This is a genomic window from Caloranaerobacter ferrireducens, assembly GCF_001730685.1.
GTDB classification, from domain to species: Bacteria; Bacillota; Clostridia; order Tissierellales; family Thermohalobacteraceae; genus Caloranaerobacter; species Caloranaerobacter ferrireducens.
Genome location: NZ_MDJR01000006.1, coordinates 79,568 through 93,292, shown reverse-complemented (window position 1 = coordinate 93,292; position 13,725 = coordinate 79,568). Strand labels below are relative to the sequence as shown.

13 protein-coding genes and 1 other annotated feature are annotated in these 13,725 nt (G+C 30.1%); of the genes, 9 read left to right on the top strand and 4 right to left on the bottom strand.

Going from position 1 to position 13,725, the window contains the following annotated elements; genetic code table 11:
* Positions 1–192: 192 nt before the first annotated feature.
* Positions 193–1,716 (bottom strand): phosphoenolpyruvate carboxykinase (ATP), encoded by a 1,524-nt coding sequence (locus tag BFN48_RS09560; protein WP_069650685.1) that lies wholly within the window; start codon positions 1,714–1,716, stop codon positions 193–195.
* Between the two features lie 667 nt (positions 1,717–2,383).
* Here BFN48_RS09560 and BFN48_RS09555 point away from each other — a divergent pair.
* From BFN48_RS09555 to BFN48_RS09535, 5 genes are all read left to right on the top strand, one after another.
* Positions 2,384–3,244, top strand: a complete 861-nt coding sequence (locus tag BFN48_RS09555) for a Rossmann-like and DUF2520 domain-containing protein (RefSeq protein WP_069650684.1) — start codon at positions 2,384–2,386, stop codon at positions 3,242–3,244.
* A 3-nt stretch (positions 3,245–3,247) separates the two neighbouring features.
* Positions 3,248–4,084 (top strand): 3-methyl-2-oxobutanoate hydroxymethyltransferase, encoded by an 837-nt coding sequence (gene panB / locus BFN48_RS09550; RefSeq protein ID WP_069650683.1) that lies wholly within the window; start codon positions 3,248–3,250, stop codon positions 4,082–4,084.
* Positions 4,085–4,102: 18 nt separating this feature from the next.
* Positions 4,103–4,951: a pantoate--beta-alanine ligase gene (gene panC / locus BFN48_RS09545; protein WP_069650682.1), complete on the top strand. Its 849-nt coding sequence runs from the start codon at positions 4,103–4,105 to the stop codon at positions 4,949–4,951.
* Positions 4,952–4,953: 2 nt separating this feature from the next.
* Positions 4,954–5,337, top strand: coding sequence for an aspartate 1-decarboxylase (panD, locus tag BFN48_RS09540; RefSeq protein ID WP_069650681.1), 384 nt, complete (start codon positions 4,954–4,956; stop codon positions 5,335–5,337).
* 445 nt (positions 5,338–5,782) lie between these two features.
* A complete protein-coding gene (locus BFN48_RS09535) occupies positions 5,783–6,397 on the top strand; it encodes an NUDIX hydrolase (RefSeq protein WP_069650680.1) in 615 nt (204 codons plus the stop codon).
* Positions 6,398–6,496: 99 nt separating this feature from the next.
* Here BFN48_RS09535 and tyrS read toward each other — a convergent pair whose 3' ends face one another.
* Complete coding sequence (gene tyrS / locus BFN48_RS09530; protein ID WP_069650679.1) at positions 6,497–7,723, bottom strand: tyrosine--tRNA ligase; 1,227 nt, start codon at positions 7,721–7,723, stop codon at positions 6,497–6,499.
* A gap of 96 nt (positions 7,724–7,819) precedes the next feature.
* Positions 7,820–8,024 (bottom strand) — a binding site (T-box leader).
* A 246-nt stretch (positions 8,025–8,270) separates the two neighbouring features.
* Between tyrS and BFN48_RS09525 the strand changes: the two genes are divergently transcribed.
* A complete protein-coding gene (locus BFN48_RS09525) occupies positions 8,271–8,969 on the top strand; it encodes an arginase family protein (protein WP_069650678.1) in 699 nt (232 codons plus the stop codon).
* 28 nt (positions 8,970–8,997) lie between these two features.
* On the opposite strand, the gene BFN48_RS09520 is transcribed toward BFN48_RS09525, so the two are convergent.
* Complete coding sequence (locus BFN48_RS09520; RefSeq protein WP_069650677.1) at positions 8,998–9,375, bottom strand: class II SORL domain-containing protein; 378 nt, start codon at positions 9,373–9,375, stop codon at positions 8,998–9,000.
* 135 nt (positions 9,376–9,510) lie between these two features.
* On the opposite strand from BFN48_RS09520, the gene BFN48_RS09515 reads away from it, so the two are divergent.
* The 3 genes from BFN48_RS09515 (at position 9,511) to BFN48_RS09505 (ending at position 12,268) form a co-directional block, all read left to right on the top strand.
* A complete protein-coding gene (locus BFN48_RS09515; RefSeq protein ID WP_069650676.1) occupies positions 9,511–10,650 on the top strand; it encodes a THUMP domain-containing class I SAM-dependent RNA methyltransferase in 1,140 nt (379 codons plus the stop codon).
* Positions 10,651–10,711: 61 nt separating this feature from the next.
* On the top strand, positions 10,712–11,422 hold the full coding sequence (locus BFN48_RS09510; protein ID WP_069650675.1) for a Crp/Fnr family transcriptional regulator: 711 nt from the start codon (positions 10,712–10,714) through the stop codon (positions 11,420–11,422).
* Positions 11,423–11,527: 105 nt separating this feature from the next.
* Positions 11,528–12,268: a 4Fe-4S binding protein gene (locus tag BFN48_RS09505; protein WP_069650674.1), complete on the top strand. Its 741-nt coding sequence runs from the start codon at positions 11,528–11,530 to the stop codon at positions 12,266–12,268.
* Positions 12,269–12,290: 22 nt separating this feature from the next.
* Here BFN48_RS09505 and BFN48_RS09500 read toward each other — a convergent pair whose 3' ends face one another.
* Positions 12,291–13,652 (bottom strand): MATE family efflux transporter, encoded by a 1,362-nt coding sequence (locus tag BFN48_RS09500; RefSeq protein WP_069650673.1) that lies wholly within the window; start codon positions 13,650–13,652, stop codon positions 12,291–12,293.
* Positions 13,653–13,725 lie beyond the last annotated feature (73 nt).

Genomic DNA, 13,725 nt, shown 5'->3' with positions numbered 1-13,725 from the left:
TTTAAGAAAATCCGTAGGCTTAGCAGGACGCTAAGCCAGCATCCTACAAGACAGGAAGTCTTGATTAGGTGCGTTAGGATTTTCTAAAAATTTAAGCTTTTAGTTTTTTCTAAATTCTTTCGCATGAGTGTTATTTTCATAAATAATTTAATTTATCAACAAACTTAATGCGGCTATTTTTAGCCGCATTTCTTATGCTATACTATTTACTAATTGTGCATCTAAATTTTCAAATCTTGATAGCCATTTAACTCTTTCTTCTTTTAATTTATTTACTAATGCCTTATATTCTATTTCTGTATAATATTTTTTTGGATTATATCTATCCATGTCTAAACCATTTACCGATTTTGGTACTAGATAACCCCAGTCTTTATCAGTTTCCCATTCTATTGTATTCTTTGCAATTTCACGCATAATAGTTGTTGAAACTTCTATAGTAATTTTTTCGCCTTCAAAATCGTTGTTTTGACCAACTCTTCCTGTATTTAAGATGTAGCATTCCATATCAGGATTTTGTTTTAGTATTTGATATAGCCTGTGACCTTCTTCTGCTTCAGGTCCTATAATAAAAGGATTTGTACCAACGCATCTTTTTGACTGACCTGCTTTAGTAGGATCTCCAGCAGAAGTTTCAATAGATTCTCCTAGCATAAAGAATGTAGCTGCTTGAGAAGCAGTTAATTTAGCAACTGGTGGTATGATATCATTTCTTCTAGTTATAAATATAAGTTTATGAGCTTTTTCAAGATCAATACTATTATCTGTATTATCGATTTCTTCTCTAAGTACTACGCCTCTTCCATTTGAAGTCAATTCTGTATTCGAAAAGTCAACTTTACCATTTTCATAAACTTTAACGTTTTCAAAAATAGCATTTGGACTTGTTGCAGCTTTATATAAAACTCTTTGACTTTCACTTAATCCTTCAGTCTTAATAAAGAAGCCATTTTCACTTCCAGCACAGTATCCGTTTTTATCCATAAATATTACATCATCTTGTCTGATAATAGCTTTTTCTTCTCCTTTTAGATTGTGGTCATGGATTGTTAATGTTGTTTTTCCAGTACCACTTAATCCAAACATAATAAATCCTACATCTTTTAATATTCCATCTTTATCTTTTACTCTTAGCACTTTACTGCCTGCATGAAGTCCTAAACCACCCATTTTTTTAACTTTATACATAGCCATTCTTAAGAAAGATTTTTTAGCTTCACCAAAATAATCAGTTCCTAATATATAAGTTACTCCTTCTTCTGGATATATTAATATAATTCTTTGTGGCCATTCTGGAACATAAACGCTTACCATGTCAGGATTATTAATATCAATAGGATCAAATAAAGAATTATTCCACATATATGCAATTCTGCTATATTCCTTAGTTATATAAAGTCTACAGTTAAATGAAAATTTACTATGCAGCCCCATTTTTCTATCTAATCGAATTAATTCTTTATCTATTAAATAATTATTCACTTCATTAACTATTCTATCTGCTTCTTTTCTAGAAATCCCTTGTTGATCTACACCTAAAGGTATGTTATTTACAACAAAAGTATTTTTAGCACTTCTATTTCTTACATTAGTTATGAAACAAAGGCTATTAAATTCTGTAAATACTCCTTTATCTCTGCTTAGCTTAATTAGTTTTTCTTTAGTTGGATTAATAATCATATTATTAAAAGCATTATTATCAAATAAGTATAACATAATTACAGTCCTCCTATATTTATATAGAGTTAACGAGATTCAATCTATAAATAGTATAACACATTAAACAAAATTGTACAGCATAAAATTATGAAATTATTGAAATATATTATATTATATTTAACGTATTGTATTTGTGATAATGTTTTTGAATGAGAGCTATCAGTTGGTGGGTAGATATGTTAAAATTATTAAACAAATGTAACATTCAATTGTGATTTTTGCTATTCGTTTGGATTGTATTAAATATTTTAGTATGATAAAATTATTTTTGGATAGTATCCTTAATGGAGCTATACCGTTTAATTAATCTATTTGACAATAATAGAACAAAATCTTCGATTTTAATAAATTTAGGAAGATTTTGTTGAAATCCATATACGGAAATTATATTTAAAATTATTCACAATACAATAAGGTTTATAATTTCCTATGGATTATAAAAAAATATCTGCTCTGAGCCTATGTGGACGGAGACAGGAGGATAGAATTAAAAAGGAGTATGAAGTTTTATACCCTTCTTGTGTCTTTTTGCCCACAAGAGGGGTTTTTATTTTGATAGTGTCAAAAGCATTATGAAGATAATACTTTTTGTTTTTAGAATTTTATATTCTAATTTGACGAATAGCGAAAGACAATAGATGGTTTTTAATAAGGAGGGGGATAAATGAAAATAGGTTTCATAGGAGCAGGGAAAGTAGGATGTACTTTTGGGAAATATCTAAAAGATAATGATTTTGATGTTGTAGGGTACTATAGTAGAAAGTTTGAATCTGCACAAAAAGGAGCTAAAGAGGTTGAAGGTATTGCTTTTAGAAATTTGCAAGAATTATTAGATTTAACGCAATTGATATTTATAACGACTCCTGATGATGTAATTAAAAAAGTAGCTGATGAAATATCCGAATACTACAATATTAAAAAAGGTCAGATTTTCGTTCACATGAGCGGAGCATTATCTTCAAAAGAGCTTATTTCTTTGAAACAGAAAGGAGCTTATATATACAGCTTGCATCCATTACAATCATTTGCAGATATAAAATCTGCTTTAATAAGTCTTAAACTTACTGTGTTTACTGTAGAAGGAGATAAAGAAAAAATAAATATATTAAAGAATATGTTAGAAAAATGTGGCAACAGATATTTTACAATAACAGAAGAGTTGAAAGGGCTTTATCATGCTTCAGCATGTGTAGTATCAAACTATTTAGTTACCTTGATTGATTATGGTTTAAAGTTTTATAAGATTATGGGGGTAGATGAAGAATTAGCAATAGAAGCTGTATATCCATTAATTAAGGGAACTATTGAAAACATAAGAAAACTTGGACCTAAAAAAGCTTTGACTGGTCCTATAAAAAGAGGAGATGTTGGTACAATAGTTAAACATATTGAAAGTTTAGAAAGTTTTGCGCCAGAATTACTAAATTTATATAAAATTCTAGGTTATGAGACTGTTAAATTGGCTGAAGGAGATAAGAAAAACAAATCTATTTTGGAATTAAAAAAAATATTAAAAGAGGTGTAGAATATGAGTGAAAAATTTACAACTGCTAGTTTTTTGAAGGCTAAAGCTGAGGGAAGAAAAATCACTATGCTTACTGCTTATGACTACTCAACTGCAAAACTTTTAGATGAAGCAGGAGTAGATAGTATACTTGTAGGAGATTCTTTGGGAATGGTAATGTTGGGATATGAAAATACTTTACAAGTAACTATTGAAGATATTATACATCATACTAAAGCTGTATCTAGAGGAGTAAATAGAGCATTGATAATAGCGGATATGCCTTTTTTATCTTATCATGTCAGCGTAGAGGATACTATTAGAAATGCTGGTAGACTGATAAAAGAAGGTGGAGCTCATGCTGTTAAGTTAGAAGGTGGGGAAAATATAATTGATAAGGTTAAAGCGTTAGTTGATGCACAAATACCAGTATGTGGACATTTGGGGCTTACACCTCAATCAGTAAATGTATTAGGGGGATTTAAGGTTCAAGGAAAAAGTATTGAAAATGCTAAGAAGATTATAGAAGATGCAATTTTATTAGAGAAAGCGGGAGTTTTTGCTATAGTCTTAGAAGCAGTACCAGAGCCGCTTGCTAAGATAATAACAGAAAAAATCTCTGTACCAACTATTGGAATAGGTGCTGGAAAGTATTGTGATGGTCAAGTTTTAGTATTGCAAGATATGTTAGGTATGTTCAGTGATTTTACTCCTAAATTTGTGAAAAAGTTTCGAGATTTGGGTAAAGAAATAAGAGAAGGTGTTAAAGAATATATAAAAGAAGTTTGTGAAGGTACGTTTCCAGAAGAGAAGCATACTTTTAAAATGAGTCAAGAGGTTATTGACAAGCTTAAAGACTAAATTGAAAGGAGAACTATAATGAAAATAATAAAAAGCATTCAGGAAATAAAAAATATAATTGCAGATGAAAAAGCTAAAGGAAAATCAATAGGCTTTGTTCCTACTATGGGTTATCTACATGATGGACATCTTTCTTTAATGAAAAGAGCGAAAGATGAAAATGATGTAGTAGTAGTAAGTATATTTGTTAATCCTATACAATTTGGGCAGGGAGAAGATTATGAAGTTTATCCAAGAGATATTGAAAGAGATAGTAAACTAGCAGAAAGTGTTGGGGTAGATTATATATTTGCACCAGAAGTTAAAGAAATGTATCCAGAAGGCTATAATACCTTTGTTGAAGTATTAGGTGTTACAGACAAATTATGTGGAGCTTCAAGACCAGGACATTTTAGAGGAGTTACTACAGTTGTTATGAAGTTATTTAATATTGTAACTCCTGATAAAGCATATTTTGGACAAAAAGATGCACAACAAGTATATGTTATAAAGCAAATGGTTAGAGATTTGAATATGGCTGTAAAGATAATATCATGCCCGATAGTTAGGGAACATGATGGATTAGCAATGAGTTCAAGAAACACATATTTATCAGAAGAAGAAAGAAGACAGGCTTTAGTTTTATCAAAAAGTTTGTTTTGGGCACAGGATATGATTAATAAAGGTGAAAGAAATGCAAAAACTTTAATTGGAGGTATAAAATCTATGATAAATGAAATGCCATTAGCAAATATTGATTATGTCGAAATAATAGATTATGATACATTTAGTGAGGTAGAAAAACTTAAAGGCAATATTTTGATTGCATTAGCAGTAAGAATTGGAAAAACGAGATTAATAGACAATATATTAGTGGAGGTAGAATAATAATGATGCTTAATTTATTTAAAAGCAAGATACACAGAGCAACTGTAACAGAGGCTAATTTAAACTATGTAGGAAGTATTACAATAGATGAGGCTTTGATGGATGCAGCTGGCATTATTGAGAATGAACGTGTACAGGTTGTTAATATTAGTAATGGAGCAAGACTTGAGACATATGTGATAAAAGGAGAAAGAGATAGTGGAGTAATATGTCTAAATGGAGCAGCAGCTAGATTAGTACAGCCAGGAGATAAAGTAATAATTATGGCATATTGTTGGGTTGACAAAGAAGAGGCAGAAAAGCTAAAGCCAAAAGTAGTTTTTGTTGATGAGAATAATAAAATATTGGATGTTACTAACAAAGAAGAACATGGAGAGATAAGATAAAGGCGAAATTTTTCGCCTTAATTTTTTAGAAATAATGGAGATTGTTGACAAAGTTATATTTATCAATGAATTGAAAAATAACGCTCATAAGCAAATCTTTAGAGAAAACTAAGATTCATAATTTCGAAAAATCCTAACGCACCTAATCAAGACGTCCTGTCTTGTAGGATGCTGGCTTAGCATCCTGCTAAGCCTACGGATTTTTCTGAAATTCTTCATCAAGTTTTCTTCGCTAAAGCTTTGCAATTATTCGCTTTTATAATCCATAGGAAATTATATTCCTTGTAAAATTATCGATAATTTTAAATATAATTCTCGTTTATGGATTTCAACAAAATCTTCCTAAATTTATTTAAATCAAAGATTTTGTTCTTTTTCAATTACTAATTCTATTTTGTCTGCAGTGTGCATTAAATGTAACATTATTGATTAAAGGTGATGGGATATGAATATAAATTACATTCAAAAGAAAATAAGCAATAGAAAAGGTAGACCTTTAGGAATAGAAAAAGATTTTAGTGTTTTACTACCTTTAATAAAGGTCAAAGATGAATTACATATACTATATGAGGTGAGGTCAAAAAATTTAGATACACAGCCTGGTGAAATCTCATTTCCTGGGGGAATGGTAGAAAACGGTGAAACCTATAAAGATGCTGCTGTAAGGGAAACTATTGAAGAGTTAAATATAGGTAAAGAAAATATTGCTATAATTGGTGAGTTAGATTATATAATGACACCATTTAATATATCTATATATCCGTTTGTTGGGTTATTGAAAGACTTAAAAACGAATAGTATAGATTTTAACTCTGATGAAGTTGAAGAAATTTTTACAGTTCCTTTAAGTTTTTTTATAGAAAATGAACCCCTTAAATATTATATTCATATAGAACCACGAACAGACGATGATTTCCCATATCATTTGATACAAAATGGAAAAGCTTACAACTGGAGAAAAGGTAAATATCCTGTTTATTTTTATAAATATGAGGATTATATAATATGGGGTATTACAGCAAGGATAACTAAAAATTTTATAGATTTATTAAAAACATAGAAAATCAAAATTTAAATAAAGAATGGATAAATGGAGATAGATAAATTGCTATAAATCCTATAAGAATGTATAAAAAACCTCGCTATTTAGCGAGGATTTTTATACTAACTTAACCATATGATATACTTTTTTCCCTTTTCTAATGATTAACTTATTATCTATAAAATTGCTTTCATTTATTACAAGGTCTGAATTTGTAACTCTTTCGTTTTCTACATATATACCACCTTGTTTAATTAGTCTTCTACCTTCTCCTCTTGAAGAAGTAAGACCAGTTTCAATTAATAAGTTTAAGATATCTATACCTTCAGTAAGTTTATCTTTACTGATTTCAGTTGTAGGCATGTTTTCTAAATCACCTTTTCCTCCGAAAAGAGCCTTTGCTGCTTTTTCAGCTTTTTTAGCTTCTTCTTCACCATGGACTAATTTAGTAACTTCATATGCAAGAACTTCTTTTGCTTTATTTATTTCTGCTCCTTCAAGAGCTCCTAGTCTTCTTACTTCATCCATTGGTAAGAAAGTTAATAAAGCAAGACATTTTTCTACATCTCTATCATCTACATTTCTCCAGTATTGATAGAAGTCATAAGGTGAAGTTTTGTTAGGATCTAGCCATACTGCTCCAGATTCTGTTTTACCCATTTTCTTACCTTCGCTAGTTGTTAGAAGTTTAAATGTCAAACCGTATACAGAATCACCTTCGACTCTTCTTACTAAGTCAACACCACCTAATATATTAGACCATTGATCACTACCACCAAGTTCTAATTTACAGTTATATTTTCTATAAAGCTCTAAAAAGTCGTATGATTGCATTAACATATAGTTAAATTCTAAAAAGGACAAACCTCTTTCTAATCTAGTTTTGAAACATTCAGCTGTAAGCATTCTGTTTACAGAAAAATGTCTTCCGATTTCTCTTAAGAAATCTATATAATTTAAATTAGTTAACCAATCGGCATTGTTTAAAAGTAGTGCTTTGCCTTCTCCGAAATCGATAAATTTTGAAAATTGTTTTTTAAAGGATTCGGCGTTTTTATTAATTTGTTCTCTAGTAAGCATTTTTCTCATTTCAGTCTTACCTGTTGGATCGCCTACTAAAGCAGTACCTCCACCAATTAAAGCAATTGGTCTGTGACCAGCTCTTTGCATGTGCATCATAACCATTACTTGAATAAAGTGACCTACATGAAGACTGTCTGCTGTTGGGTCAAATCCAATATAAAAAGTTACAGATTCTTTTCCTAAAAGTTCTCTTATTTCATCTTCATGAGTAGCTTGTTCAATAAAACCTCTTTCTTTTAAAATGTCATAAACATTTGCCACTAAAATCCCTCCTTTTTATTTTTTTACATTTTAAATTTCTGTCACCTGTTCTCTGTATCCTGTCAACTAATAAAACAACAAAAGGTCTTCTATCCGTATAAGGACGGAGGAAGACCCGTGGTACCACCTTACTTCGCATCAAAGATGCCTCTTAGCTACTATAACGTGCAGCTTACGCAATGCTTTCACATTGAAACTCCAGAGTGTAATTCGTCTCTTTATGTCCTGCAGACTTTTCACCAACCAGTCTGCTCTCTGTATTGTAACCATAAAGAGCTACTATCTCCTTCATAGTTATAATCTATTTATTTTGTTTTAGAATAAGAACAAACGAAAATCGAAATGTAAGCACTTCATATGTAATCGTTTTTTAATATACTAATATATGTATATTAAATTTGTCAAGTGCATACTTCTATTTATCAATTAATAAATATATATATATATATTGCACTAAAGAATTTAATATCATACAATAAAATTATAAAGTTTCAAAAGAAACCATGTCTGTATAAACCTAAATAAAGGTTTTATGGAGGTGGTTTGTTTGGAACATAAATTCCAATATATAGATTTTGTACAAGCAATAAAGGAAAATAACTTACCACGTAAATATTATCCTCTTGATGATAAAGAGAATATTGAAAGAATAATTAAATTACTTCCCAAACCGTGGATTGTTTTTCTAGGATCAGGAGACTATCATTACTTAAGTTACTTTTTGATTAAAAACCTTTCTAAGAAGCCATACCTTATTTTATTTGATAACCATTTCGATATGAATTATGCTCCAAATGGAATGCTTTCTTGTGGTTCATGGGTGCGCGAAGCTTTAATAAATGACTTAATAAAAGGAGTTTTAGTTATAGGAGCATCTTCTATGTCAAAGCCTACAAATTTTTGGCATCCAGGGATAGTTTATATTAAAAATTCCAATGACTTGATTAATATTAATAAATATAAAAATCTATTAAAATATGATTTATATATTAGCATTGATAAGGATGTATTAGATCCATCTGTTTTAAAAACTGACTGGGATCAAGGCAAAATGAAAGAGGATACTTTATTAAGGTGGCTATTGCAGATTAGTTCAAAAGGAAAAGTAGTAGGAGTAGATTTGTGTGGAGATTTTAAACGAGATCCTATATCAGAGCTAATAGATTTAAAGAATAAAAAAGCTCATGAGAGAATTAATAGAAAAATAATTAGGTTATTTACAGAAAATTATTCAAAAACTGCATAATATTGAGAGACTTTATGTCCCTCAACTGCTATTCTTCTATTTTTATTTCTGTACTATTTTCCCATAAACCGTGTAAATTGCAGTAACTTAATGCATAAATAGTACCAGATTTATTTAATTTGATATGAGTTGTTACAGTAGGTTCGTTTAGTACATCATTTTCACCGTGAGCAGTAAAATTGAAATTTCCCAATTCAATAGGGAATTTACTATCTTCAGGTAAATAGAAAACTTTAATCCATGAAATATGATGTTCTAATGTATTTGGATGTTTTATTTCTTTTCCAATTGAGATTTTAAGTTCAAATTCTTCATTTGGTTTAACTTTTTCAGGAATCTGAATTACAGGAACATGTTTTTCATTTTTCCAATCACCGCTTTGCAAAAATTGTCCTAATGATTTCATGTTTACCCCCTCCTTAATTAGTAAATCTAACATTTTTATACCCAAACATAAAAAAATAACACATTTAAAATTAAAATATCTGATAAAATATTATTATCAGATAAAATATAGAATAAGTGTAATAGGAGAGATGTTATGTCGAGAGTAGAATTAATAGCTACAACAACATTTGGGCTTGAATCAGTTGTTAAAAAGGAAGTTCAAAATTTAGGTTATACAGATATAAAGGTTGAGAATGGTAAAGTTATGTTTACAGCAGATGAATCTGCTATACCTAGAGCTAATCTTTGGCTTAGGTCAGCTGATAGAGTCTTATTAAAAATGGGAGAGTTTAAAGCTTTAACTTTTGAAGAATTGTTTGAAAAGACTAAAGCATTGCCTTGGGAAGAATGGATAACAGAAGATGGCGAATTTATTGTAACAGGTAAATCAGTAAAGTCTAAATTGTTTAGTGTATCTGATTGTCAGGCTATAGTAAAAAAGGCAGTAGTAGAAAAATTAAAAACTAAATATAAAACTGAATGGTTTAAGGAAACTGGACCGAAATTTACAATTCAAGTTTCACTTTTAAAGGATATAGCTACACTGACAATAGATACAAGTGGAGAGGGGCTACATAAGAGAGGTTATAGAGTAAATCAAGTTGAAGCACCTCTTAAAGAAACTTTAGCTGCAGCTTTAATACAGTTAAGTTATTGGAGTCAGGATAGAATTTTACTAGATCCATTCTGTGGGTCAGGCACCATACCGATTGAAGCGGCTATGATTGGTAAAAATATAGCACCAGGATTACAAAGGAGCTTTGCTTCTGAACAGTGGCCTAGAGTAGGTAAACAATTATGGAAAGAAGCTAGAGTAGAGGCATTAAAATTAATTAAACAAGATGTAAAATTAAATATTTTAGCTTCTGACATTAATAAAGAAGCTATTGAGATAGCTAAGGAAAATGCTTTTGAAGCTGGCGTTGATGATTGTATAAAGTTTAGTGTTATGAATGCTACGGAAATTAATATTAAGGACAGATATGGAGTTATTATTTGTAATCCTCCATATGGTGAAAGACTTGGAGAAGAAAATGAAGTTAATAAATTATATAAAAAATTGGGTAAAACTTTTTCAAAACTTGATACATGGTCTATATATGTGCTGACTTCTAATGAAAAATTTGAAAAATTGTTTGGCAGAAAAGCTGATAAAAAAAGAAAATTATATAACGGAAGAATTAAAGTTGATTATTATCAGTTTTACGGACCTAAGCCGCCGAAAAACAAATAGAATTTATATAATAAATATAAGTTAACCGATTGAGATTGACAGTTTTGATTGAGGTGATCATATGGATATAACTAAGGATGTATGTAGGAGATGTAAAGGGAGGTATTGCACTACTAAAGTATCTATTTTTTCTGTATTACAACAAAATCAATTAAAGGAAATAACAGATGTTATTATAAGAAAAGAATATAAAAAAGGTACAATGATTTTCTTAGAAGGGGATGTATCTGATAAGCTTTATTTAATTACAAAAGGTAAAATTAAAATATTTAGATACACAAAAGAAGGGAAAGAACAGATATTGTATATAATGTCTGAAGGTGATTTTGTAGGTGATTTAAGTTTGCTTAAAAAGGAAAGATTTAAATTTAATGCGGAAACTTTAGAAGATACAAAATTATGTATTTTAACTAAAGAGGACTTTGATAGAATACTAAAAAAGAACCCAGAAATAGCATTGAAAATTATGGAAGTTTTATATGATAGGATTGTCTCATTGGAAAATTCAGTTCAAAGGTTAGGAACAAAAGATGCTGAATCTAGACTTGCTGGATTATTACTTAGCCTAATAAAGGATTTTGGAAAACCTACAGATAAAGGTATAGAATTAGATATTCCTCTTAACAGAGAAGACTTGGCTAATTACATAGGAGTTACTAGAGAAACGATAAGCAGGAAATTAAGTAACCTTCAAGAAGAAGGGATTATAGAAATTGTAGGTAGTAAGAAAATTATAATTAAGAATTTAGAAGAACTAGAATATTTATCATAAACTCCACTTTTTTAGTGGAGTTTTTTTCTTTTGATTTATATCACATACAAATAGTTTCTAGTTTTCTATAATTAAGATAGAAAATAAGAGAAAGGGGTTTTAAATATGGCAGTTAGAAAAATTGTTCAAATAGATGAAGAAAAATGCAATGGTTGTGGATTGTGTGTACCAGGATGTGCAGAAGGAGCAATTAAAATTATTAATGGAAAAGCTAAGTTAGTAGCTGATAATTTATGTGATGGCTTAGGGAATTGTATAGGACACTGCCCACAGGGAGCTATAAAAATAATTGAAAGAGAAGCAGATGATTTTGACGAGAAAGCAGTAGAAAAACATCTTTCAAATATTAAAAAAGCAGAAAGACCTCATATTCATCATCATGGTGGTGGATGTCCAGGAAGTAGAGCGATGACAATTAATAGAAAAGAAGAAGTTGATGATAAGGTGGCTGTAACTTCTCAAGATATTGAGATTAGGATAAGACCTCAATTAAATCAGTGGCCTGTACAGTTAATGCTTGTTCCTGAAAGAGCTTCATATTGGGATGGTAAGGAACTTTTAGTTACAGCTGACTGTGTACCATTTGCATATCCAAATTATCATTTAGATTTACTTAAAGGTAAATCTGTGGCTATTGGATGTCCGAAACTTGATGATATTGGGTATTATATAGAAAAGTTGACTAATATAATAAGATATAATGATATAAAAGGTATAACAGTTGCATATATGGAAGTACCATGTTGTAGAGGAATGGTTATGGCTGTTGATGAAGCGGTAAGAAGATCAGGAAAAAGTATAGAAGTGAAAAAGATAGAGATAAGTATAGATGGAAGAAAAAAATAAATAAATAAAGAAAGAAAGGTCCTTAAAAGGGCCTTTCTTTGATGACTTTTTTTTGCCATTTTCCAGTCATATAAATTCCGAGACCTACTAAACAAATAATTGCATTACTTAAAACCATAGCAAACCATACTGAGTTAGTACCTAAATCTGTAAACTTTTTAAATAAAACTATAAGAGGAATCCTAAGTCCCCAAAGTCTGCCCATCATTAATATCATAGCGGAGATAGTATGTCCTGAGCCTTGGAAAGTACCTATAAAAATTTGGAAGAACCCCATAAAAGGAAGGGAGGCAGAAATTAATTTTAAGTAATAGGTACCTTGGCTTAAAACTTCAGGGTCATTAGTAAACAAATTAATTATTTTTTCAGCGAATGTGAATAATATTGAGCCACCAAAAACTAAAAATATTGTTGTCAATATTGTACTAGTTTTTACAGCTTTTTTAGCTCTATTAATATTATTTGCTCCTAGATTTTGGCCGATAATAGTAGCTAAAGCACTTCCTATACCCATAGCAGGCATTAGGATAAGGGAATTGATTCTATTGCCTATACCAAAAGCAGCCATAGTTGAGTTTCCAAAAGATATAATAAAGACATTTAAAATAGCAAAACCAAAGGCTGTAGTTGATTGGCCTATCGAAGATGGCAGACCGATTTTAATCAGTTTTGTAAGTACTGTTTTATTAATGTGTAAATGTTTTATATTTAGATGAATACCATCGGTTTTTGTAAATAATGCATATACAGCATAGAATGCAAAAATACCTCTTGATATAACTGTTGCTATTGCGGCACCTTTAATACCCATATTGAATACAAAAATAAAAATTGGGTCTAAAATCATATTTAAAACTACAGATGCAGTAGAATATTTCATAGGTGTAATGGTATCACCTTGCCCTTGTTTGATGGAATTAAAAGCGAAGAATATAAACATAGTTGGCATACCAAGAAAAATTACTCTAAGAAAATTTGTTGCGTTTATGAGTAACTGTCCTTTTCCTCCCATAGCTTTTACAATACTAGGAGATAAAAGTGAACCTATGATGCCTAAAACTAAAGAAAAGACAAATGAGAATGATATTATTTGACCTGCTACATCAGTAGCATCATCAAGATTATCAGAACCTACGTATTGAGAAATAAGGGCTGTACCTGCGATAGATACACCTATACCTAGAGACATCAAAAGAAAGATTATTGGCCAAACAAGAGTCATTGCTGCAACTTCTATAGAACCTAGCTTACTCACCCAAAATGTGTCAGTTAGATTGTATATAGTTTGCACAAAATTGTTAAACATGATTGGTAAAGATAAAGTTAATATTACTTTGGGCATACTACCATTCAGAATAAGTTCTCGTTTTTTGTTATAGTCCATAGTATTCCTCCAATTAAATTACTAAAATATATTATATCACTAATTATTTCGAGTATCAAAATAATTTTATTAG

Coding starts and splice junctions, on each gene's coding strand:
- BFN48_RS09510 (WP_069650675.1), top strand. CDS start 10,712: ATGGATATAACTAAGGATGTATGTAGGAGATGTAAAGGGAGGTATTGC.
- panB (WP_069650683.1), top strand. CDS start 3,248: ATGAGTGAAAAATTTACAACTGCTAGTTTTTTGAAGGCTAAAGCTGAG.
- BFN48_RS09555 (WP_069650684.1), top strand. CDS start 2,384: ATGAAAATAGGTTTCATAGGAGCAGGGAAAGTAGGATGTACTTTTGGG.
- BFN48_RS09520 (WP_069650677.1), bottom strand. CDS start 9,375: ATGAAATCATTAGGACAATTTTTGCAAAGCGGTGATTGGAAAAATGAA.
- BFN48_RS09560 (WP_069650685.1), bottom strand. CDS start 1,716: ATGTTATACTTATTTGATAATAATGCTTTTAATAATATGATTATTAAT.
- panD (WP_069650681.1), top strand. CDS start 4,954: ATGATGCTTAATTTATTTAAAAGCAAGATACACAGAGCAACTGTAACA.
- BFN48_RS09500 (WP_069650673.1), bottom strand. CDS start 13,652: ATGGACTATAACAAAAAACGAGAACTTATTCTGAATGGTAGTATGCCC.
- BFN48_RS09505 (WP_069650674.1), top strand. CDS start 11,528: ATGGCAGTTAGAAAAATTGTTCAAATAGATGAAGAAAAATGCAATGGT.
- panC (WP_069650682.1), top strand. CDS start 4,103: ATGAAAATAATAAAAAGCATTCAGGAAATAAAAAATATAATTGCAGAT.
- BFN48_RS09515 (WP_069650676.1), top strand. CDS start 9,511: ATGTCGAGAGTAGAATTAATAGCTACAACAACATTTGGGCTTGAATCA.
- BFN48_RS09535 (WP_069650680.1), top strand. CDS start 5,783: ATGAATATAAATTACATTCAAAAGAAAATAAGCAATAGAAAAGGTAGA.